The organism is Arthrobacter sp. NyZ413, from assembly GCF_049390645.1.
Classification (GTDB): domain Bacteria; phylum Actinomycetota; class Actinomycetes; order Actinomycetales; family Micrococcaceae; genus Arthrobacter.
In genome coordinates, this window is record NZ_CP155434.1 from 549,073 (window position 1) to 570,742 (window position 21,670).

The window sequence follows — 21,670 nt, forward strand, 5'->3', positions numbered from 1 at the left end:
TAACCACGTTGAGGTCCATCCCGGGAGGGACGGACCTCAACGCAAAGCGGTTTCAGTACCAGTTGTTGACGAGGTGGAATGCCCACGCCGCGGACGGCGAACCGTACCGTTCCTTGATGTAGTTCAGGCCCCAGCGGATCTGGGTCTGGTAGTTGGTCTGCCAATCGGCGCCCTCCGAAGCCATCTTGTCGCCGGGCAAAGACTGCCCAATGCCGTAAGCGCCGCTCGAAGAGTTGACGGCCGTGGTGCGCCAGTCCGATTCCTTGTTCCACAGGGTGATCAAGGCCGACATTTCGCCCGGGCCCCAACCGTAGGAGGGCAGGATGCTTGCGGCGTAAGCCTGGGCACCCGCGGGATCGTCGACGGCAACCGGGACAACGGGGGCGGCAGGTGCAGCGGGAGCTGCCGGGGCAGGTGCTGCCGGTGCGGCGGGCGCGGGTGCGGCAGGCGCAGGCGCGGCAACTGGAGCAGCGGACTTCGACGGGGTGGGAGCCTTGCTCGGCGACGCGGAAGGGCTCGGCTTGGCGCTCGCGGTGGCGCTTGGGCTGGCTGTTGCCGTGGCCGTTTGCGATTCGGCCGTGCGGCTCATGTCCTGGCCGCCGAATGCCCCGGCTTGGCTGGCGGCGCCGGCGCCGAGGAATACCGCGACAACGCTGGCGACGACCGCCATGCGCTGGCCCGGACCGAGGTTGGCGGCAGCTCGCTTCAGGGTGGAACGTGACTTGTTATTCCGGGCATATTCGCCGCGGTGGCGCGCAACAGAGCGCGACTGATTCCTGGAATCAGACATGGTTGATTGCCTCTCGACGCCTGCGGAGTTAGCTGTCGGATTCGGATGAGGTCATCCGGCCGTTGCCATCGAGAATCGTGGCGTTGCGGCTTCACCCCTAGGGCCGGCTCAACAAGAGCGCTTGCCCGGAGACCTGGGTCCCCCGTCTCTGCCTGCAGTGTTGGAGCGCCGGAGAGGGGCAGAGCTCGGCGCCTGCCCGGCGGTGGCCGTATGTAACCGGCGCACCTATTCGACGGTACAGGAGGTTTCCGCTTAAGTCACATTTAGGTAACAAGAGATCACGACGCCGGTGCGTCGAGTTGCGCGCGACGCGCACCGCAGTCGTACTTTTTCGATGGCCTTTCAGGCCATGGCGGGCCTCAGCGCCGGAAGGCGCACCGCGAACTCGGTCCGGCCGGGCCGCGAGACCACTTCCACGGTACCCCCGTGGGCTTGGACGATCGATTCCACAATGGACAGCCCAAGGCCGGACGTGCCCTCGGAACCCGAACGCGCGGCGTCGGCGCGGGCGAAGCGCGAGAAGATCCTGCTGACGAATTCGGGCGGGATGCCGGGTCCGTTATCGGTGACAGTGACCACCGCGCTGCCATCGGCCGAGCGCATCACACCCGTGACAACCGTGGTCCCGGACTCCGTATGCTTGCGGGCGTTGGAAAGCAGGTTGGCCAGGACCTGGTGCAATTGCGTGGTGTCGCCGCGGACCGTGATGGGTTCGTCGGGCAGCTTCAGTTGCCACACGTGCTCCGGCGCCATCACTTTCTCGTCACTGACGGTTTCTATTACCAGCTGGGTCAGGTCCACCTCGGTGAATTCGGGTGCCTTACCTTCATCCAGCCTGGCCAGCAGCAGGAGGTCCTCCACCAGGGTGGTCATGCGTTCGGACTGGCTTTGGACGCGGCCCAGGGATTTGCGCCCGTCTTCGGTAAAGGTCTCGGTCATCCGCAGCAACTCGGTGTACCCGCGAATGGCCGTGAGGGGCGTGCGAAGTTCGTGCGAAGCGTCGGCCACGAATTGGCGCACCTTCGTCTCGCTTTGCTGGCGCGCCTCCAAAGCGTTCGAGACGTTGTCCAGCATGAGGTTCAACGCGTGGCCAACGCTGCCCACTTCGGTGCCCGGGTGGGCCGCCGACGCCGGAACGCGGACCGCGAGGGCCACCTCACCGGCGTCGAGGGGTAGTTTCGATACCTTCGTGGCGACGTCGGAAAGCTGCTCAAGGGGACGCATGGTGCGCCGGATCAGCACGGTTCCGGCAAGCCCGATCAGCATGAGCCCGGCCAGGGACACGATGACCATGGTCCACACGAGGGAGGCTTCGGTGCTTTCCTTCGCCGCGAGCGGCAGGCCCGTGATGCTCACATCGCCATACGGCGTCGGGGTGGCGACCAGCCGGTAGCCGCCGTTGGACAAGGTCCGATCCACGGGCCGCCCATTAGCCGGGAGCGCCAGGAGGATCGCCGCATCGCTCGGAGACAGGGCGCTGCGCGTGGCGTCCGAAGAAAGGAAACCCGCACTGCTCACCTGACCGCCAAGGATCCGGGCGTTCAGCGTTCCGATGCTTTGGCCGCGGGCATCCAACGGGTCCGGCCTTCCGGACGGATCGCCAATGGGTGGCCGGCCATGGGACGCCTGGGCCAATTGCTCGTCGAGCTGCCGGGTGAGGAACACGTCCATGGAGGCGTAGCTGACGATGCCCACCGCGCTGCAGATAGCTACCAGGAGGGCCATGGACACCAGGATGAGTCGGGTGCGCAGGTGCCAGGTCGAAGGATTGAGCCAGCTGTGTTCGGTCTGGCGCGGGATCCCAGAGAGTGCGGACATGCTTCGGCCCGGCTATTCGGCGGGCTTGATGACGTAGCCGGCCCCGCGCACCGTGTGGATCATGGGCGGGTGGTTGGCTTCGATCTTCTTGCGCAGGTAGGAAATGTAGAGCTCCACGATGTTGGCCTGGCCGCCGAAATCGTAGTCCCACACGCGGTCCAGGATCTGGGCCTTGCTGACCACGCGCTTGGGGTTCTCCATGAGGTAGCGCAGGAGTTCGAACTGGGTGGCCGTGAGTTGGATGTCTTCGCCCGCGCGGGTGACTTCGCGCGTGTCGACGTTGAGGGTGAGGTCTCCCACCACCAGTTCGGCCGTGTCCATCGCCGCGACGCCCGAACGCTGGACCAGCCTGTGCAGCCGCAGCAGGACCTCCTCCATGCTGAACGGCTTGGTGACGTAGTCGTCGCCGCCGGCCGCGAGGCCCACGATTCGGTCCTGTACGTCGTCCTTCGCGGTGAGGAACAACGCGGGCACCTCAGGCGCGAAGGCGCGGATCCTGCCCAGCAGCTCAACGCCGTCGAACCCTGGAAGCATGACGTCCAGCACCAGCACGTCCGGGCGGAAATCCTTGGCCAGCTTGACGGCGGCAGGGCCATCCGCAGCTGTGGCGACCGACCAACCGGCCATCCGCAGGCCCATGCTCATGAGCTCGGAGAGGCTGGGTTCGTCGTCAACCACGAGGGCACGGATGGGGGAGCCGTCCGGGTGGCTGAGCTGGGGAAGGTTGTTGGTCATGGAGTGCGAGGATGCCATGGGACAACTCTCCAATCTGCCGGTTTGCCGGTGCTTTGCCGATGCTGTGAGCATGCTGTGACTCCCAGCCTAGCCACCTGAGTGACCCACGCACCCCCGCTTCCATCGAGTTTGTGTACACCTCGGCCCCCTTAAAAGCCGCCTTAAGGGGTGCGAGGTGTACACAAACTCGGGGATTGAGGTCACAGGCGGGCCTGCTCTTCGACACAGCCAGCGCACAGCAAAGGGACAGACGCTGTTGGGGACAAGAACAAACAGCAGCCTTTAATCCGATGGAGAGAACCATGGAAGAGCGCAACAACCCCTCAACACCTGAATACGGGTCCGGAAGCCAGCCGCCGCAACCTGTGATCCGGCCGCTGGACGATTCCGCACCACCTGTCGCCGGCGAGCCTCCTGTCGCCCAATCCTCCGGGTGGGGTGCTCCGCAACAGGGACACGCCACCTCTTGGGGTTCTCCGCAGCCCGGCCAGCCCGGCCAGCCCGGCCAGCCCAGTCAACCCGCGGCTGGCTGGGGTGCTCCGCAACAGGGACAAGCCACCTCTTGGGGTTCTCCGCAGCCCGGCCAGCCCGGCCAGCCCAGTCAACCCGCGGCCGGCTGGGGCGCTCCGCAGCCATACTCTGCCGGCTCGCCGGACCGCGCTTCGTTCTTCAAGAACTGGACGGTGAAGAAAGGGCTGCTGGTAGGAGGCGTCGCCGTCGTTGTCGCTGCCGCGGCCGGCGCGGGTGCCTACGCAGCCGGAAACAGCACGACGTCGGACAACGGCACCGCGACGGGAGCCGGCCCAGGCGGCCAAGCCGGGCCGAACGGCCAGGCTGGCCAGGGTGGCTTCGGCGGAGCAGGCGGCGGCGCGAATATGGGCCCGGGTGGCCTCGGCGTCGGAATGGGTGGACTCAACGCGGCCATCCATTCCGAGTACGTGGAAGCCCAGAACGGCAATTACGTCACCATGGCCGGGCAGATCGGGACGGTTACCGACATCTCTGCGACTTCCATGACCGTCAAGAGCGACGACGGCTTCACCCGCACCTACGTGCTGGGCTCGGACGTGGTGGTGGCTGAGGGAATGCGCCAACGGGCGAGCGGATCGGGCAGCAGCAGCACCCTGTCCCTCTCCGACGTGAAGTCCGGCTCGAATGTCCGCGTCACCGCGACGAAGGACTCCAACACGTACACCGCCCAGTCCATCCAGATCGTTTCCGCCACTTCCTCGAGCGGTTCAGGCAGTTCGAGCACCCCGGGTTCCGGCACCAGCAATTGATGCCGTCTCTACGTCCTTCCTGACCCTCTTTGACCTCGAAAGACGCTGCCAACCCCTCCCGCAAGCGCTTTCCAACGGCAAAGAGGGCCAGGAAGGTACGGCCATTTAAGCCTGAGAAGGGGCTTCTACCAGACGATCCAGTCAAAAAATTCCACGGGAGGCCGATTTTCGATTGGACAAGAGTTGTTTCATATCCCGAGATTCAAGGGCAAGCGCATGACGTGACTTGAGATTCAAAATAGGGCCGTTCGATCGAGCTATCTTCGAATAAGACCAAAAAATCGGCCATTGTGACGAACGAGAATGGGTCACATTTGGACATCCTTGAATTGTGATTTGCGGCACAATAGTCCGACTTGTCTCAAGATGTGGACGGATGGGTCCTTTGTTACTTGCAAGTTCCCTTTATTACGTTGCACACTTCAAATGTGAACAAGAACTCAACAGCATCTGCAGCCGCAGCGATCGAGCCCAGCGTACCCGCTGGTTTTGCGATGAGCTGTTGTCGAATGCATGCCTAACTTAGGACCCCAAGAAGTTTCAGGCATTCGCCCCCTGCCCAGCGTCGGGCGCCCCTCCCCAACTCATTGCGGGGACACCACCAGCATTCGAAGCCGCGATGACGGCCATTCACCTTGAGGTAAGCAATCCATGTCAGTTGCATCAGGATACGTCCACATCTCCGTCCGTAACGCCAATAAAGCGGCGTCGAACGCGGGCCTCCGCCCCGGCTTCGGCAACCGTCCGGCCTACGCCCAGCCCGCCCCCCAAGGCGCCGGCCAGGCTCCCGGATACGTGCCCCAGGGCTACAACCCGAACTCCTACGGACAGCTCCGGGCCGTCGCGCCCGCCGAGGCGTCACCGATGACGGCACCCACCCCCGTCCTCCCTCCCGCGGACCGCGCCATCCGCCCGGTAGCCAACGACACCGTTGCGCGCGGATTCGTGCTCTACATGGGCATCGACGAGGACACGGCCGCAGCAGCTGGAACCTCCATTGCCAAGCTTGCCCAGGAAATCCGCGCCTACGCGCAGTCCCTGGTCTCCGGTGCCGAAAGCTACGCCGCCGTCGCGGTGGCCCCGGCCAACGCCCCCGGTTCCGCCCTCGACGTCGTCCGCTCCACCTTCGGCGATCCCACCGTCGGCAACCGCCAGCGCTCCGAGACGCTCCGCCCGCAGCCGGCGCAGGAAGCCCGCCCCTCAGGCGTCCTGATCGACCTCGCCCGCCGCGAAGTTCACCTCGACGGCGAATCCCTGAACCTCACCTTCAAGGAATTCGAACTCCTCAACTACCTCGTGGAAAACGGCACCCGCACCGTGGGTCGCGATGAACTCCTCGAAGGCCTGTGGCGCAACGCCGAAGAGGTCCCCAACGAGCGCACCATCGACGTCCACATCCGGCGCCTCCGCTCCAAGCTCGGCCGCCTTGCCAACACCGTCCGCACCGTGCGCGGCCAGGGCTACCGCTTCTACGAGCACCCTGAGGTCATCGTCTGGGCCGCTCCGGAATACTCGATCTAACTAGGTTCGCAACCGCCAGAAGGCGGCACAATCCCTCGGCGCCTGCGCTCGTCCCTCACGCAACAACGGCGCTTTCGGGATGTGCCGCCTTTTGGCTTCCCCGGTTCAGTGAGCATGTGCCTCCGCGGCTATAGGGTGGGGGCATGAGTGAGCATCACATCAAGCGGCTGGTCATCATGCGGCACGCGAAGTCGGATTGGCCCGTGGGGGTGCCTGACCACGAGCGGCCACTCGCGGAACGTGGCCACAAGGAAGCACCCCTCGCCGGGAAGTGGCTCCTGAAGCACCATGTGGTTCCGGACTTTATCCTGTGCTCGTCGGCGTTGCGGACGCGGCAGACCTGCACGTGGGTGTGCAGCGAGCTTGGCGACAAGGCTCCGACGCCGAAACTCGAGGATGATTTGTACGCCGCCTCGGCGCTGCGCATGCTTTCCGTCATCAACCATGTGCCCGAGACGGTCACCACGCTGATGATTTTCTCGCACATGCCCGGCGTCCAGGACCTCGCGATGCACCTCGCTTCACGCGACTCAGACCACGATGCCTACATGGACGCAGCCACCCGCTACCCGACAAGCGCCATGACCGTGATGGAAGTCGACAAGCCGTGGGCCGAACTGGACGGGCAGGATGCCCGCCTCACCCACTTCGCCGTTCCCCGTCACAAGTAAAGGTCACGCGTCGAGGCCCGCGGCAACTTCCCGGAGCAGCCGGACCACGTGGCGGATGCTGGGGCTCGCCGTCATCGTCTTGCGGTAGACGATCCCCACCTGCCGCTGCTGCATCGGGTTGACTACCGGTACCGCCACCACGCCGGCGGGAAGCTCGGGCCGCCCGAGCCTGGGAACGAGCGCCACCGCGACGCCCATCTGGACCATCGCGATGTGCGTCGAAAAATCGGGATCGTAGATGCGGATGTCCGGTACGCGGCCCTGGCCGGCGAGGATCGCCAGCAAGGCCTCGTTGCAAATAGCGCCGGCCGGGGTGCTGATCCAGCTTTCGTCCACGAGGTCGGAAGGTTCGACGGCGGTCCGGCCGGCCAGGGGGTGGTCCGCGTTCAGGAGGACGTCGGCGGTGTCCATGCAGAGATCCTCGTGCACCATATTCTCGGGGATGACCAGGGGTACCGAGTGCCAGTTGTGGACTACGCCGAGATCGGATTCGCCGCTTGCCACCGCCTGCACGGCTTCGCGCGGGTCCTCGGCCACCACGCGGATCTCCAACCCCGGGCCGTCACCTCCGCGGCCTGAGGGCGAAGACGCTGCGACCTCGGCCAACATCGGCCCCACGAGTCCCCGGCATGCCGTGGAGAACGCCACGAGCCGGAGCACTCCGCTTGGCTTCGCCGGATCGGCGAGCAATGTCGACTGCAGTTCCTCGAGCTCACCCAGGATGCGCCGCCCGTACTCGGCCAGCGCCATGCCGCGGTCCGTCAGGAGGACGCCGCGGCCGTGGCGTTCGAGCACAGTGACCCCGCTTTGCTTCTCGAGCTTCTTGATTTGCTGGGAGACGGCGGAAGGGCTGAAACCCATCGCCTCCGACGCCGCCACCACGGAGCCTTGCTGTTCCACCGCCACAAGGGCGCGCAGTGCCGCGATTTCGATCATGAAGCAAACGTACATGGTTTGCTGCAGAATTCAACGCTGGAGCTTCATCCTGTTTGCTGGGACAGTGGAATGGTGAACATCCGCCATTCCGCGCTCGCCGCCCTCGTCGCCGTCTTGTGGGGCTTGAACTTCGTAGCCATCGATTTCGGCCTGCACCCCGGCCATGGACCCGACGGCCAACCGCTCGAGGTCCCGCCCCTTCTCTTCGTCGCCATCCGCTTCGTGCTGGTGGTTTTCCCCGCCATCTTCTTTGTCCGCAAGCCGGACGTCGGCTGGAAGGTGATTGCCGGCGTCGGGCTCTTCATGAGCGCCGGGCAGTTCGGCTTGCTGTACCTCGGCATGGCACTTGGCATGCCGGCCGGGCTCGCCTCGCTGGTGCTCCAGGCGCAAGTACTCCTCACCGTGCTGCTCGCGGCCCGGTTCCTCGGGGAGCGGCCCAGCAAGCGCCAACTCGTTGGAGTGGTGCTGGGCGTTGCCGGTCTCGCCCTTGTGGCCGTGGGACGCAGCCTTGTCGCGCCGGTGGTGCCGCTCATGATCGTGCTTGCCGCGGCCTTGTCCTGGGCCGTGGGCAACGTCATTGTCCGTAAGGCGAAAGCGGCTTCCGGCCTGGGGCTCGTGGTCTGGTCGGGGGCTGTGGTCCCCATTCCGCTGGCCGGGTTGTCGCTCATCGTCGACGGGCCGGTCGCCGTCGTGGGAGCGCTCTCGAACCTGCAGCCGGCCACCATCTTGAGCGCGCTTTACACGGCGGCATTCGCTTCGCTTATCGGTTACGGCATTTGGAACCGGCTGCTGAGCCTCTACCCGAGCTCCGCCGTGGTGCCCTTCACGCTTTTGGTCCCGGTAGTGGGCATGACCGCCGCGTGGCTGCTCATCTCGGAGGTCCCGACGACGGCGGAACTGGCGGGCGGCCTGCTCCTGCTGGGCGGCGTCGCAACCGCAGTGTTGCAGCGGCGCGCTGTCCCGCTTTCCCCGGCGCCGAAGGAAGAGGGGTCCGGGCAAGCGAAAGATCAGCGCTTGGGCGCGGCCTTGCGCTGAGTAGGCGGCGATCCCGACGACGGCCGCCTGGCTGCGGGGGCGGGTTTCCGCTGGGTGGGGCGTTGGACGGTTGCCTGGTTGGCCCGGGGGGCCGGGCGCTGGGCGGTGCGGGAGGCGTTCGACGCCGGTCGCTGGCCCGCGCGGGCCGCCGGACGAGCGGCGGGGCGGGAGGCCGGCGTCGGGCGCTTCTTGGCGAGAGCCCGGCGGGACGGCCAGACCGCTCCGAGGAACAGGACCAGCAACGCACTGCAGCCCGCCACCACGGCGAGGTAGAAGTAGATGTCCGAATCCTTGGTGCTCACCGCACTGCCCATGGAGTTCTCGTCCTGGTTGAACGCGAGGCCCCACATGCGCAGGAACGCGATTCCGAAGGCGACGAACAGGGTAGACGCTACGGCGCCGAGCACCATCATGAAGTAGCGGCGACGAGCGAAGACTTCGGCGATGCACGCCAGGTAGCCGATCGCCAGGACAGCCAGGAACGTGTACATCACGGATTCTTCAAGCGTGATGGCCAGCAGGACCACCAGTCCCGCTGACACCACGGCAGCGATGATCGCGAGCTTTCCACTGTTCCCCATGCGACGCATGGGACTAATCATTCCCGACCGGAAGGCGTCGCCACGCCACAATGCGCCGCAGTTGCCATACCGTTACCGCGTCGGCGTCAGCGCCGACTCCGGCGTCGGACCACCAAAGTCAGGCAAAGGGCCGCGGCGGCTGTGGAAACGAAGGCGACGATGCCGAACGGCACGGGGTTTCCGCACCCGCAATACCGACCAACGGCGCCGCGATGCCGCCGAAAGCGAAGCAGGCGAGTCCGAGCAGCGAGGAAGCCGTTCCGGCGATGTCGGGGTAGCCCTTCAGCGCGAGGGACGTGGCGGGAGGGCTGGTGACGGCCGCGCCGCTGACCATGGTGAACAGGGAAATGATGATCGCGATCAAGGGCAGGTGCAGGAGCGCGGTGGCCAGCAGTCCGAGGGCTCCGCAGACCGTGAGGGCCAGGCCGGTGGCGAGGGTTCGGCGTTCGGACCAGGCTTCGGCCAAACGTCCGGAAATGAATCCGAAGGTCATGAAGCCCAGCGAGTTGAGTCCAAAGGCGAAAGAGTACTGCTGCGGGGTGAGCCCGTACATGCCCTGGAGGATGTAGGTGGCACCGCTGAGGTAGGCGAAGATCGCTGAGTAGGTGAACCCCGTGATGAGGACCGCGCCCACGAACACGCGGTCGCCAACCAGTCGGCGGAAGTCGCGGAGCGTATGGACCAGGCCGCCCGTGGCACGGCGTTCCTGCGGCAAGGTCTCGCGGAAAATCACCAGGCAAGCCACGAGGATGGCAACGCCGACGGCCGCGAGGAACAGGAACACTCCGCGCCAGTCCGTAACCGCGGCCAATTGTCCACCGATCACGGGACCCACGATCGCGGCCAATCCGCCCAGCACTGTCAAACGGCCGTAGTAGCGCAAGAGCTTGCCGCCCGAATACACGTCGCGGCCCGAGGCCTGGGCGATCACGATGCCGACCGCGCCGGCCAGGCCCTGGACAAACCTTGCGGCAATGAGGGTTTCGATCGTCGGGCTGATGGCACACAAAACCGAGGTGGCCGTGTACGCCAGGACCCCGATGAGCAGCGGCAACCGTCGGCCGAAGCGGTCCGAGAGCGGACCCGCGATCAATTGGCCGATTGCGAGCCCAAGCAGGCAAGCGGTGATGGTCAACTGGGCGGACGACGTCGCACTCTTGAGTTCCGCCGTCAACGCCGGGAGGACCGGCAAGTACAGGTCCATGGAAATGGGCCCGAAAATCGTCAGGAGGCCAAGGACAACCGCCAACGGGCGGCCGACCGTCCTTTCCTTCGCGGGCAACGTCGTGCGAACGGCAGTCATGGGGGCTCCTTCGGGAGGGGTGCGGGTTCACCTCCAATGAGAACCCGGCGCGCCTTGCCCAGCGAGGGCCCTGCTTATCCGGGTACTGCCGGTACCTCCTTCATCGCACGACGTAACCGCGCATGATGGTCATGATGGCCGCGACGCCTTGTTCGCGGCTGCGTTCCGGGTTGTACGTCTGGCGGTCCAGGCCCACCACGAAAATCGCCCCGAACATTGCGGCTTCGAGGCTGCCGCGCGAAATCCCGCCGTCCACGGCGTACGCGGCCGCCACCTTCCCGATTGCCGCGCCGATCACGCCCAACAGCTCGCTGCGGAGTTCGACGAACAGGGTTCCCCACTCGCTGGGAGTGCGCCAGTTCTCGCTGACCCAAAGGCGCGCGAAGGAAGGGTAGTCGTCCATGAATTCCAAGGCCTGGCCGAGCATCGCTTCCATGGCCTCAAGCGGATCCTCGTGCAGCCCCTCGATGGTCCGGAGGCGGTCCAGCATGATGTCGACGCCGTGCCGCAGCAATTGGGCGATGAGATCGGACTTGCTGCCGAAATTGTAATAGACCGTGCCTTTGGAAACCCCGGCGGCGGCCGCGATCTCGTCCACCGTGACGCCGCTTGCGCCGCGCTCGCCGATGAGCTCCATGGAGGCCTCGAAGAGCCGTTGCTTAGTGGCGTTCGTCCGGGCCGGCCGCAGCTTCTTTTCGGTGAGTCCGGGGTGGTTCATGCTCATACCGCGATCTCCGGCTTCAGGGTCTTGAGGGTCCAGAACTTGTTCTTGCGGACGGCCAGCGTGGAAAGCGCCGCCCCCAGCACAGTGTAGCCAAGCAGGCCCAGGACAGTCGGCCAGATCATCGACAGCTCGCCGCCGTAGATCAAGTGACGCATGCCGGTGACCACATAACCCATCGGCATGATCTGGTGGACCACGTGCAACGGCATCGGGGTAGTCTGCCAGGGGAACGTGCCGCCGGAGGAAACCAGCTGCAAGACCAGCAGGATCAGCACAACGAACTTACCGGGAGTCCCCAGCAGGGCCACGATTCCTTGGATGAGTGCCGTGAACGCCATGGCGGCCGCGAGCATGAACAGCCACATTGCCACCGGGTGGGCCGCGTGGAGGCCCAGGCCGAGGTTCACCACCAGGGTAAGCACGCTGGCCTGCAGCACGGACACCGCGAAGAACGGGAGCCAGCCGCCCACCGCGATCTTCCACGACGGCGCATTGGACGCCAAGGCCCGCTGCGTGATGGGGCGCATGGCCTGGACCAGCATGAACACGCCGATCCAGAGGGCAAGCGTCAGGAAGAACGGGGCCAGGCCCGCGCCGTAGGATCCGGCTTTGGCTTGCGAAACGTTGTTCACGGCCACGGGATCGGCCATCACTTTCGAGACGGAACTCTTTTGGGAATCGTTGGGGTTGGGGACTTGCCCGGCGCCCTTCGCGAGTTCACTCGCCAGCGTGCGCGATCCGTCCGCGGCACTCGACGCACCGCTCGCAAGCTGCGCCGCGCCGTCGTCGAGTCTTGCCGCCCCGTCCGCGAGGGCAGCGGTGCCGTTCACCGCGGACTGTTCGCCCGCCGCCAATGTTGAAGCGCCCGAACTGAGCTGATCGGCCCCGGCCGACGCCTGGCCGATGGCGCCCGTGAGCGTCGGCGTGGCGGCCGCGAGTTTCGCGGCACCGGCACTCACCGCGGCCGACCCATCGGAAAGCTGCTGGACCTGGGCGGCATCCGAAGCGATCTTCGACTTCGCGTCGGTGACAGCGCTGGACGCCGCGGTGGAATCGAAGTCGGCCAGGATCTTGTTGGCCTGGTCTTGCGTGATGATCCCGCCCGAGACGAGCCGCGTCGTCGAGGCCGCCACACGGTCGCGGACACCGGCGTCGAGCGCTGAAAGCTGCCCGACGACGTCCTGGACTTTCGCGTTCAGCTGGGCGTTTCCGGCGGCTACTTGAGCCGCGCCGTCGGCGAGTTTTTGGGTGTCCGACGGCAGCGAAGCTGTCTTGTCCTTCAGCTCGGCGAGTCCCGCGCTGAGTTGCCCGGCGCCGCTGTTCAGCTGCTCGGCGCCGTCGCGAAGTTTGCCTTGGCCCGCGAGGAGTTCGTTGGCGCCGTTGCTGAGCTTGGCGGTGCCGTCGTGGAGGGTGGCCGCGCCGTCGCTGAGTTTCCCGACGCCGTCGGCCAACTGCGCCGCGCCGTCCGAGGCCTTGACGATCGAGGCGTGGATGGTGCCGAAGCCCGTGAGGAGCTGGTTGGCCGTTTCCTCACCGACCTCCTTCGCCACGGTGGAGTGAACGGCAGTGGTGAGCTTGTCCACGATGGTGCTCAGGAGGTAGTTGTTGGCATCGTTCGTCGTTACATTGAGCATTGCCTGGTTGGCGGCGTCGAAGCTCCCCGGTGACACCAGGTTCGCGGAGAAATCCTTGGGGATCTTCAAGGCAAAGGCGTACTTGCCCGATTCCACGCCTGCGTCGGCTTCGGCCGTTGAGGCCACGCGCTGCCAATTGAAGACGTGGGCCTCCACCAAGCTGTCGGCCACCTTCTTGCCGGCCTGCAGTTCGGGTCCGTTCGCGGGCGTCGCGCCGGTGTCCTCGACCACCAACGCGGCATCGATCTGGTTGAGGTTGCCGTAAGGATCCCAGTTCGCGTAAAGGTACACGGCGCCATACAGCAAAGGGACCATCGTCAGGGCGATGATGGTCAGCTTGGGCAGGAGCCCGCCGGTCATGCGCTTGAGTTCGGAGCGGGCCAGCCGCAGAACGGTCACTTTGCGGTCCTTTGCAGGCTTTCGGAGAGGTCTTCTGTGGTGGGTTCGGCCAGTTCAGCGGGTTCGTCGGGGTCCGCCGCGTTGCCGATCCCGGCGTATGGGCCGTCCCAACCGTCCGGGAGGGACGAAACCACCGCGACGACGGCGAGCGGCCGCCCGGCGTCGTACGCCAACTGCTCAAGCCGCTGGAGCCAGTCCGCAGGGTCCGCGCTGTGGCGATCCGGTGAATCGAGCACCAGGAGGTCTAGGGAGGGATCCGCGAGTGCCAAGGCGGTCAACAGCTCGAGCCGACGGCGGGCGGCAACCTGTTCGACCCACAAGCCGGCGATGTCTTCGAAGCGGTTGACCTTGAGCCAAGGGGCGCTGAGGAGGGCCCCGCGGTAGCGGCGGGGGATGAGCGCGAGGTCTTCGGTGACGAGGTCCCGGACGCTCAGGTGCTGTTCGGGCTCGTTGACGCCCGGAGAATCGACCAAGGCGCTCGCGGACCGGACCTTCTTGGTCTTGGCGGAATCGTCCCAGCTCAGGAGTCCATTGCTGGGCTTCATCCGGCCGCTGAGGGCCAACGCGAGGGCCGTGCGCTGGTCCTGGCCATCACCGGTGACGAGGAGGAGCTCTCCCCGTTTGGTTTCCAAGGAAGTGGGAGGGAGGAGCGGGTCCCGGCGGCCGTTGATCTGGAGTTGCTGTGCGGACAGCACAATTGGACCTTTCGCAGAACTGTTGTCTGCACCAATCGTAACTGAACTGACCAGTCAGTTCAAATAGATTCCTACAGGCCGTACTTTTCGAGTAGCCGCAGCCAAACTTCACTGATCGTGGGGAACGACGGCACAGCATGCCAGAGCCTGTCCATCGGCACCTGGCCCACGATCGCGATGGTGGCGCCATGCAGCAACTCGGCCACGCCGGGACCGGCAAAGGTGGCTCCCACCACCACCTTCCGGTCTTCGTCGACTACGAGCTGAGCCCAGCCACGGTAGTTTTCCGAATGCAATTGGGAACCGGAGACGTTGATGGGGAGTTCCACCGAGCTCGCGTTGATGCCCTTCTCGACCGCCTGCTTGAAGCTCCATCCGACGCTCGCCACTTCAGGATCCGTGAACACCACGCTGGGGATCGCGTACTCGTCTGCCGTCTTGGCCACGGAACTCCACGGTTTCGGCGTGCCGTGCAGCGTTCCCTTTGCCCTCGCGACGATCGCGTCACCCGTGGCCCTGGCCTCGTACTTGCCTTGATGGGTGAGGAAGGCCGCGCCCGCGGCGTCGCCCGAAGCATAGAGCCATAGCCCGCTGGTACCGTCGCTCGCGGCACCCTCAACCAAGCCGCTCGGATCAGTGGTGAGGCGCAAGTGCTTGCCGTCCTCGGCGTCGAGCCCCACATTCTCGAGGCCCAGGTTGTCCAGCGAGGGACGGCGGCCCGTGGACACCAAAAGCTCGTCGCAGGACACGACTGTTCCGTCTCCCAGCGTGACGCTGAAGGAGCGGTCTTTGTGCTCGACGCTCGTGACGTCCGTACCGAGGCGGAGATGGATACCGTCCGCTCGAAGCCCGCGCGCCACCAGCGAAGCGGCCTCTTCGTGGAAAGAGCCCAGCAAGCGGCCGCGGGCAACGATGGTCACTTTCGAACCGAGCCGCGCGAACGCCTGGGCGAGTTCGACGCCGGCAACGCCGCCTCCCAGCACCACCAACCGGCCCGGAATGTGCTTCGCGGACGTAGCACCGCGGGTGGTCCAGTAAGGCACGGAACGCAGGCCTTCGATGGGCGGAATGACCGGAGTTGAACCCGTAGCCACCACCACTGCGTGGTGGGCCTTGAGCGAATAGCTGGCACCGTCCTTGCCGTCTACATGGACTTCACGAGGTCCCGTGATGTGGGCGCGGCCCCGCACGAGTTCGATTCCCGCGCTGTCGAGCCACTCCACGGCGGAATCGTCCTGCCACTTGTTGGTGAAATAGTCGCGGTTCTTCAAGACCGGTTCCGGATCCAGGACCTTCGTGACGGAATCGGAGGCGCCCGGCACGGACTGGGCTGTGTGCAGCGCCGTTCCCGGCCGCAAGAGTGCCTTGGAGGGGATGCAAGCCCAATAGGAACATTCCCCGCCAACCAGTTCCGCTTCCACAATGGCCGCTGTCAACCCACCCCGGACCACCCTGTCCGCGACGTTTTCCCCCACGGCTCCAGCGCCGATCACAATGACATCGAATTCCCGGACGTTATTGTCTGCCATATCGTCAGCCATGGGAGAAGCCTACGCCTGCACCAACGCCCGAATCAGGGGGAAATCCGTTTCAGTTCTCCAACGCGCCCTTGAACCAGCCGGTGATGCTGGCCGGGTGCGTGATGGCCGTTCCGACGACGACGGCGAACGCGCCGGCGTCGAGCGCTTGGCGCGCCTGGGCGGGGGTATGGATCCTGCCTTCGGCGACGAGCGGCTTTCCCAGCCCGGCGCCCGCGATCTCGGCCAAGAGCCCAAGGTCCGGGCCGGTGGTCTTGGGACGTTCACCGGTGTATCCGGCGAGCGTGGTGCCGATCAGGTCCGCTCCGGCTTCCACGGCGGCCACGGCGTCCGCGAAGGAGCCGCAATCGGCCATGACCAGCGCGTGCGACCCGGCGTGAATTCCGTTTACTGTCTGCTTGAGGGTCAAGGAATCGGGCCTCTGCCGCCGCGTACCGTCGATCGCCACGATATGCGCGCCGGCGTTCGCAACAGCCAAGGCGTGCCGCAGTGTGGGGGTGATGAAGACGCCGTCGTGCCCGTCCTTCCAGAGCCCGATCACCGGAACCTCCACCGCAGAACGGGTGAACTGGACATCCGCGAGACCTTGGACCCGCACCGCCGCGGCACCCCCGATCACCGCCGACGCCGCCACCTGGCCGGTCGTCCGAGGATCGCGCATCGGCTCCCCGGGGTAGGCCTGGCAGGACACGATCAATTGTGAACGGAGGGCATTCAGCCCCTCGGGTGTGAGAATCACGGGTTATCTCCTGCAGTGTCTGTGCGTGGTTGGGGTTCGAAGGTTAGTTCAGGACGAGCTTGGCCGCGCCCACAATGGCCGCGGAATTGCCCAATGCCGCACGGACCACAGGGATGTCGGCGAGAGGGGCCATGAGTTCGCGGCGCAACGCCCATTCCATGGGCGTCCACCAGAAATCGCCGGAGTCCGCCAAACCGCCCGAGACCACCACAGTCTCTGGGTCGAGGATGTTGATGAGGCCGCCGATCGCCTGCCCGGCCGCGCCGGCCCCGACGCCGACAGCTTTGAGGGCGGCAGCGTCGCCGTCGTGCGCCAAACCGAATACCGCGCGCGTGTCCGGGACATCGGCCGATCCGCCGAAACGGATGAACGCGTCCCGGATGGCCGGGCCCGAAGCGATCGCCTCCACGTGGCCGGAACTCCCGCACACGCACGGCAGCGCCTTGCCCTCGTGATAGGCGTACGGCGACGCGAAATGCCCCACATGGCCACCCACGAACCGATACCCCAGCACAGGCGCACCATCCACCACGAAGCTCCCGCCCACGCCGGTCCCGAACGCCACCAAAAGCGAACTCGACGTCCCGGCGGCAGCCCCGAGCCACGCCTCACCCAAGCCGTGGGCATGCACATCGTTGACCACGCGGACCGCCGTCCGGTCCAACCCCAACCGGTCAGCCAACCCCGAAGCCAACTCCGTCCCGGCCCACCCCAGGATCGCGTCGGTCGCCGAGACCACGGTCCCGTTCACGGCATCGATCACCCCGGCCGACCCCACACCAACACGCCCGACGTCGATCCCCTCACCCGCCGCCCAGCGCCTGAGCCGCCCCACGAGCCCGGCAGTCGCCTCGACAATGGAGCGTCCACCCTCCCGACTCAGCGTAGGTATCCGCTCCTCAAACAACACTTCCCCCGCCCCCGAAACAACCCCGGCCGCAGTTTTCGTGCCCCCAAGATCAACACCAATCACGTGCATCACGCTTTGTCCTCCAAGTCGTTCGCTTGCTGCGTTACGTGTGGCCAGATTTCGTCCATGCTGCGGTTCGTTTCCGGCTAGGTTAGTTGTGGTCGCGGCGTGCCGGGCGGGTCATTTTGCCGGCCCTTAGACACCTCCCGACGCCGCATTCCCGCATCGCCGACCAGAGCATTGCGGAAGTCGCTCGGCGACTGTAGCAGTGCGTCGGGAGGAAGAGAGGCCCCAGGGACCCGAGCCGAGCTTGCGAGGCTTGGGGAGGGGCCGAACGCTAAGGGACGGCAAAACTGGCCGTGCGGCACGACCCGGCCACGGAAGCGCACCCAGGTGACGAAGCGGTATGACCCGACCACGGCAACGCGCGCGAGATGACATTTGGGACCGGCACCCAGGCGAGCTGAACCGCAGGCGCTAGACCAGGCCGTTCCGCTTTAGGATCGCGCGGATCGCTTCCGTTTCTTCGGCGTTCAGGGAGGGCATCGGGGTGCTCATGGTGTTGGATTCGATGACGCCCATGAGTTGGAGGGCCGTCTTGAAGGCGCCCAGGCCTGCTGCGCCGCCGGAGACCCGGTCGTTGGGGGTGTAGACGATCTCGAAGAGGTCGGCCAGGCGGTCCTGTTCGGCGGCTGCGGTGGTCCAGTCTCCGGCTTGGGCGGCGTCGTAGAGGCGGCGGTAGCCGGCGGGGTCAACGTTGCCGAGGCCGGGGACTACGCCTTGGGCGCCGCCGAGGAGGGCTCCGTCCACTACTACTTCGTGGCCTGTGAAGATGTCGAAGTCGGGGATGTCCTTGGCTGCGAGGAGGAGTTGGCGGAAGGAGACGTCGTCGCCGGAGGAGTCTTTGACGCCGGTGATGACGCCGTCGCGGCCGAGGCGGGCGAGGAGGTCGGAGGGGAGTTTGAAGTGGGTGCGGACGGGGACGTCGTAGGCGAAGATCGGCTTGTCGACGGCGGCGTGGATTCTGCGGAAGTGGGTTTCGGTTTCCTGGGCGTTGCCGATGGCGTAGTACAGGGAGGTGACCACGATTGCGTCGGCTCCGAGGTCGATGACCTTCTTGGCTTCTTCGATGACGCGGTTGGTGGTTTGTTCGTTGGCTCCGACGATGAGCGGTACTGCGCCGGCGTTGGCGTCCGCGACCGTGGTGACCACGAGTTCGCGTTCTTCGTTGGTCATATAGGGGACCTCGCCGGAGGAGCCCAGCACGAAAAGGCCGGTCACGCCGCCGTCGAGCAGGTGCTGGGTGACGTTCTTCAGGGACGTGGTGTCGATGCGGCCGTCCGCGTGGCGGGGTGTGATGACCGGGGGAATGACGCCCTGGAACTGAGTAGACACAGAAATCTCCGTTGTTTGGATCTGAAAGGGAAAACTTAGGTGTGGAGCAGGCTGGGCGCGGCGCCGAGCAGCTTCTTGGTGTAGTCGTTGCCGGGGTTGTCGAACACTTGGGCGGCCGGGCCTTCTTTCACGATTTGTCCGAAGTACATGACGCAGATGCGGTCGGAGACGTAGCGGACGGTCTGGATATCGTGGGAGATGAACACCATGCCGAGGTTCAGTTGGGTTTTCAGGTCGGACAGCAGGTTGAGGACCTGGGCGCGGACGGACACGTCGAGGGCCGACGTCGGCTCGTCCGCCACGATGATGTCCGGTTCGAGCGCGAGGGCCCGGGCGATCGCCACGCGTTGGCGCTGGCCGCCGGAAACGTGCGACGGCGTGACCTCGGCCGCCGATTGCGGCAAACCGACGAGGGCCAGCAGTTCCTTGACTTTGGACGAGCGGGATGCCGCGGTGCCGATGCCGTGGACCTGCAGGGGATCGGTGAGGATGTCCTCGATGGTCATGCGCGGGTTGAGGGCCGTTGACGGGTCCTGGAATACGACGGACACGGCACGCCCGAATTCCTTGCGCATGCGTGCGTTGCGTTTGATGGCAGGCTTTCCGTTGAAGAGCACCTGGCCCGACGTCGGCGCTTGCAGTCCCACGAGGACGGACGCGAGGGTGGACTTCCCGCAGCCGGACTCGCCGACGATGCCCACGGTTTCGCCGCGGCTGATGCTGAAGTCCACGCCGTTGACCGCTTTGACGATGTTGGGCCGGAAGAGCCCACCGGTGCGGGCACGGTGGTAGACCTTGACGTCCTTGAGTTCGATGACCGGCGTGCCCGGGAGGTCCCGTCGGGAATCAGTCACTTTGCGTCCTCCTTCAGGTGGCTGGCCCAGAAGTGGTCGGCTCCGCTTCCGGAGGGGTCAACGGCGGTGAGGACCAATCGTTGGTTCGGGTCGGCGTCGGGCCTCAACGAGCGCGCCGCAAAACGGTCGCCGGAGGCGAAGTCGCGAGGGGACGGTACCGTGCCGGGGATCTGGTGGAGCCGGGCGGCGTCGGCCTCGATGGAAAGGACGGCGCCCAGCAGGCCGCGCGTGTACTCGTGGCGCGGGTTCTGCAGGAGCTGGGACGCCTGTGCGGATTCCACGACTTGTCCGGCGTACATCACGGTGATCCGGTGGGCCAGGGAGGCCACCAGCGCGAGGTCGTGGCTGACGAAGACCATGGCGAATCCGAGCTGTTCGCGCAGTTCGTTGAGCAGCTCCACCACTTGCTTCTGGACGGTGACATCCAAGGCGGTGGTGGGTTCGTCGGCCACCACGATCTTGGGCGACCGCGAGAGCGCCATGGCGATGAGGACCCGTTGCCGTTGACCGCCGGAGAGCTCGTGCGGGTAGCTGGCCAGGGTGCGGACGGGATCGAGTTTCACCATCTCCAGCAGCTCGGCGGGGGTCTTGCGGCCGCCGCGTTTGGTCAGCTGGGTCATTTGCTCCTTGATCTTCATGGACGGATTGAGCGAGCTCAACGCATCCTGGTAGACCATGGCGATTTGTTCGCCGCGGACGCCCTGGTACGCCTTCGTGTTGCTGTGCTTGGACTTCGAATCGAGGAGTTCCTTGCCGTCGAACATGATGGATCCGGTGATTTCGGCGGTCTTGGGCAGGAGGCCCATGATTGCCAGGGACGTGATGGACTTGCCGCAACCGGACTCGCCTACGAGGCCCATGGTTTCGCCTTCGCGCACGGTGAAGGAGACGTTGTCCACGATCGCCGTGCTGCCGAAACGGCCGGGGAAACGGATGGACAAGTTCCTGACTTCCAGCACGTTGCGGGCGCTCGCCGGGACCTGCGGAAGGCGGTCCGTGCGTTTGGCTTCGATTGATGCGAGCAGCGCCAATTCGTGGTCGAGCAAGGCGTTTGGCCCCTGCGGATCGTCCAGTACCAGCGTCGAATACTCGGTGGCCGCGTCGCCGCTGGCGGGCCGGACGCCGTCGAGCTCGTGCTGTTCCACGACGGAAGGTTGGGCCACCGACGTCGCGATTTCGGTGTCGACGGCGGCACCCGCCACGGCGGCGCCCGCGACGGCAGCAGACGACCCGTCGTCGTCCTTCACTACCGGCGCCTTGCGCAGCTTCGGGTTCACCATGGCGTCGGTGAGGCCTTCGGCGAGGATGTTGAGCGCGAGCACCGTCAGCAGGATGGTGAGGCCCGCGAACGTGGTGGCCCACCACCCTCCGGACAGGACCAGGTTGCGGCCGTAGGAGATGACGTTGCCCCATGACGGAGCGGGATCCTGCACGCCCGCTCCCAGGAAGGACAGCGAGGCTTCGAGGATGATGGCGTCGGCCACCATGACAGTGGCGAAAACCAGCACCGGGGCGGCGGTGTTGCGGACGATGTGCTTGAGCAGGATGTACGCGCGGCCCGCACCCATGACCCGTTCGGCGCGGACGTAGTCTTCGCCGTATTGGGAGAGCACATTGGCGCGGACTACGCGGGCGAGCTGCGGGGTGTAGATGATCGCGATCGCTACAATGATGGTGGGAACGGAGTTGCCGAACGCCGCCAGCAGCACCGCCGCGAGGGCGATGCCGGGGAACGCCATCAGGATGTCCATGACGCGCATGATGACCTCGTTGACGGCCTTGCTGGAGGTCGCGGCGAGCGAGCCGAGCACGGCGCCAAGGACGATCGCGAGCCCCACGGCACCAAGGCCGATCATGAGGGAGGACTGCGAACCGTAAAGAAGGCGGGAGAACACATCGCGGCCAAGGCGGTCGGTGCCGAAGAAATGTTCGGCGTCCGGCACCTGTGCCGGAGTGAAGGTTTCCAAGGGATCGTGCGGTGCGATCACGGGTGCGAGGATCGCCGCCAGTCCAATGACCACGAGGAACAACAGGGCAAAGCGTGATCCCCACGGGAGGGACTTGAAGCGGAGGCCCGGGGCGCTGAGCCGTTCAGCAAGTTTGCTGCGCATG

19 protein-coding genes and 1 riboswitch are annotated in these 21,670 nt (G+C 65.7%); of the genes, 4 read left to right on the top strand and 15 right to left on the bottom strand.

Annotated features, from left to right (window positions below; genetic code table 11):
- Positions 1 to 52: 52 nt before the first annotated feature.
- The 3 genes from ABCW42_RS02700 to ABCW42_RS02710 all read right to left on the bottom strand — a co-directional run bounded on the left by ABCW42_RS02700 (position 53) and on the right by ABCW42_RS02710 (position 3,361).
- The gene (locus tag ABCW42_RS02700) at positions 53 to 790 is read right to left on the bottom strand and encodes a hypothetical protein (RefSeq protein ID WP_423183410.1); all 738 of its coding nucleotides are present in this window, start codon (positions 788 to 790) and stop codon (positions 53 to 55) included.
- Between the two features lie 3 nt (positions 791 to 793).
- Positions 794 to 968: riboswitch (cyclic di-AMP (ydaO/yuaA leader) on the bottom strand.
- A 164-nt stretch (positions 969 to 1,132) separates the two neighbouring features.
- Entirely contained in the window at positions 1,133 to 2,608 is a 1,476-nt protein-coding gene (locus ABCW42_RS02705; RefSeq protein ID WP_423183411.1) for a HAMP domain-containing sensor histidine kinase, read from the bottom strand.
- A 12-nt stretch (positions 2,609 to 2,620) separates the two neighbouring features.
- Entirely contained in the window at positions 2,621 to 3,361 is a 741-nt protein-coding gene (locus ABCW42_RS02710) for a response regulator transcription factor (protein WP_423183412.1), read from the bottom strand.
- 284 nt (positions 3,362 to 3,645) lie between these two features.
- Between ABCW42_RS02710 and ABCW42_RS02715 the strand changes: the two genes are divergently transcribed.
- From ABCW42_RS02715 to ABCW42_RS02725, 3 genes are all read left to right on the top strand, one after another.
- Positions 3,646 to 4,623 (top strand): hypothetical protein, encoded by a 978-nt coding sequence (locus tag ABCW42_RS02715; RefSeq protein ID WP_423183413.1) that lies wholly within the window; start codon positions 3,646 to 3,648, stop codon positions 4,621 to 4,623.
- A gap of 651 nt (positions 4,624 to 5,274) precedes the next feature.
- A complete protein-coding gene (locus tag ABCW42_RS02720) occupies positions 5,275 to 6,144 on the top strand; it encodes a winged helix-turn-helix domain-containing protein (RefSeq protein WP_423183414.1) in 870 nt (289 codons plus the stop codon).
- Between the two features lie 143 nt (positions 6,145 to 6,287).
- Complete coding sequence (locus ABCW42_RS02725; protein ID WP_423183415.1) at positions 6,288 to 6,815, top strand: SixA phosphatase family protein; 528 nt, start codon at positions 6,288 to 6,290, stop codon at positions 6,813 to 6,815.
- Positions 6,816 to 6,818: 3 nt separating this feature from the next.
- Here the strand turns inward: ABCW42_RS02725 and ABCW42_RS02730 are convergent, their stop codons facing one another.
- Entirely contained in the window at positions 6,819 to 7,751 is a 933-nt protein-coding gene (locus tag ABCW42_RS02730) for a LysR family transcriptional regulator (RefSeq protein ID WP_423183416.1), read from the bottom strand.
- A gap of 72 nt (positions 7,752 to 7,823) precedes the next feature.
- Between ABCW42_RS02730 and ABCW42_RS02735 the strand changes: the two genes are divergently transcribed.
- Entirely contained in the window at positions 7,824 to 8,786 is a 963-nt protein-coding gene (locus ABCW42_RS02735; RefSeq protein ID WP_423184786.1) for an EamA family transporter, read from the top strand.
- Here ABCW42_RS02735 and ABCW42_RS02740 read toward each other — a convergent pair.
- From ABCW42_RS02740 to ABCW42_RS02790, 11 genes are all read right to left on the bottom strand, one after another.
- Positions 8,759 to 9,376: a hypothetical protein gene (locus ABCW42_RS02740; protein ID WP_423183417.1), complete on the bottom strand. Its 618-nt coding sequence runs from the start codon at positions 9,374 to 9,376 to the stop codon at positions 8,759 to 8,761. The genes ABCW42_RS02735 and ABCW42_RS02740 overlap by 28 nt on opposite strands.
- A 109-nt stretch (positions 9,377 to 9,485) precedes the next feature.
- Positions 9,486 to 10,670 (bottom strand): multidrug effflux MFS transporter, encoded by a 1,185-nt coding sequence (locus ABCW42_RS02745; protein WP_423183418.1) that lies wholly within the window; start codon positions 10,668 to 10,670, stop codon positions 9,486 to 9,488.
- Positions 10,671 to 10,770: 100 nt separating this feature from the next.
- On the bottom strand, positions 10,771 to 11,394 hold the full coding sequence (locus tag ABCW42_RS02750) for a TetR/AcrR family transcriptional regulator (RefSeq protein WP_423183419.1): 624 nt from the start codon (positions 11,392 to 11,394) through the stop codon (positions 10,771 to 10,773).
- Positions 11,391 to 13,427: a YhgE/Pip family protein gene (locus tag ABCW42_RS02755; RefSeq protein ID WP_423183420.1), complete on the bottom strand. Its 2,037-nt coding sequence runs from the start codon at positions 13,425 to 13,427 to the stop codon at positions 11,391 to 11,393. The genes ABCW42_RS02750 and ABCW42_RS02755 overlap by 4 nt, the downstream gene beginning before the upstream one ends.
- Entirely contained in the window at positions 13,424 to 14,122 is a 699-nt protein-coding gene (locus ABCW42_RS02760; protein ID WP_423183421.1) for an ABC transporter ATP-binding protein, read from the bottom strand. Before ABCW42_RS02760 ends, ABCW42_RS02755 begins: the two co-directional genes overlap by 4 nt.
- A gap of 71 nt (positions 14,123 to 14,193) precedes the next feature.
- Positions 14,194 to 15,651 (bottom strand): dihydrolipoyl dehydrogenase family protein, encoded by a 1,458-nt coding sequence (locus ABCW42_RS02765; RefSeq protein ID WP_423184787.1) that lies wholly within the window; start codon positions 15,649 to 15,651, stop codon positions 14,194 to 14,196.
- Between the two features lie 61 nt (positions 15,652 to 15,712).
- A complete protein-coding gene (locus ABCW42_RS02770; RefSeq protein ID WP_423183422.1) occupies positions 15,713 to 16,399 on the bottom strand; it encodes an N-acetylmannosamine-6-phosphate 2-epimerase in 687 nt (228 codons plus the stop codon).
- A 43-nt stretch (positions 16,400 to 16,442) separates the two neighbouring features.
- Positions 16,443 to 17,381 carry an ROK family protein gene (locus ABCW42_RS02775; protein WP_423183423.1) on the bottom strand — a complete coding sequence of 313 codons (939 nt, stop codon included), beginning with the start codon at positions 17,379 to 17,381 and terminating at the stop codon, positions 16,443 to 16,445.
- Positions 17,382 to 17,786: 405 nt separating this feature from the next.
- Complete coding sequence (locus ABCW42_RS02780; RefSeq protein WP_423183424.1) at positions 17,787 to 18,704, bottom strand: dihydrodipicolinate synthase family protein; 918 nt, start codon at positions 18,702 to 18,704, stop codon at positions 17,787 to 17,789.
- 35 nt (positions 18,705 to 18,739) lie between these two features.
- Complete coding sequence (locus tag ABCW42_RS02785) at positions 18,740 to 19,558, bottom strand: ATP-binding cassette domain-containing protein (protein WP_423183425.1); 819 nt, start codon at positions 19,556 to 19,558, stop codon at positions 18,740 to 18,742.
- Positions 19,555 to 21,669, bottom strand: a complete 2,115-nt coding sequence (locus ABCW42_RS02790; protein ID WP_423183426.1) for a dipeptide/oligopeptide/nickel ABC transporter permease/ATP-binding protein — start codon at positions 21,667 to 21,669, stop codon at positions 19,555 to 19,557. Before ABCW42_RS02790 ends, ABCW42_RS02785 begins: the two co-directional genes overlap by 4 nt.
- Between the last annotated feature and the right edge of the window lies 1 nt (position 21,670).

Coding starts and splice junctions, on each gene's coding strand:
- ABCW42_RS02700 (WP_423183410.1), bottom strand. CDS start 790: ATGTCTGATTCCAGGAATCAGTCGCGCTCTGTTGCGCGCCACCGCGGC.
- ABCW42_RS02705 (WP_423183411.1), bottom strand. CDS start 2,608: ATGTCCGCACTCTCTGGGATCCCGCGCCAGACCGAACACAGCTGGCTC.
- ABCW42_RS02710 (WP_423183412.1), bottom strand. CDS start 3,361: ATGGCATCCTCGCACTCCATGACCAACAACCTTCCCCAGCTCAGCCAC.
- ABCW42_RS02715 (WP_423183413.1), top strand. CDS start 3,646: ATGGAAGAGCGCAACAACCCCTCAACACCTGAATACGGGTCCGGAAGC.
- ABCW42_RS02720 (WP_423183414.1), top strand. CDS start 5,275: ATGTCAGTTGCATCAGGATACGTCCACATCTCCGTCCGTAACGCCAAT.
- ABCW42_RS02725 (WP_423183415.1), top strand. CDS start 6,288: ATGAGTGAGCATCACATCAAGCGGCTGGTCATCATGCGGCACGCGAAG.
- ABCW42_RS02730 (WP_423183416.1), bottom strand. CDS start 7,751: ATGATCGAAATCGCGGCACTGCGCGCCCTTGTGGCGGTGGAACAGCAA.
- ABCW42_RS02740 (WP_423183417.1), bottom strand. CDS start 9,376: ATGCGTCGCATGGGGAACAGTGGAAAGCTCGCGATCATCGCTGCCGTG.
- ABCW42_RS02745 (WP_423183418.1), bottom strand. CDS start 10,670: ATGACTGCCGTTCGCACGACGTTGCCCGCGAAGGAAAGGACGGTCGGC.
- ABCW42_RS02750 (WP_423183419.1), bottom strand. CDS start 11,394: ATGAGCATGAACCACCCCGGACTCACCGAAAAGAAGCTGCGGCCGGCC.
- ABCW42_RS02765 (WP_423184787.1), bottom strand. CDS start 15,651: ATGGCAGACAATAACGTCCGGGAATTCGATGTCATTGTGATCGGCGCT.
- ABCW42_RS02790 (WP_423183426.1), bottom strand. CDS start 21,669: ATGCGCAGCAAACTTGCTGAACGGCTCAGCGCCCCGGGCCTCCGCTTC.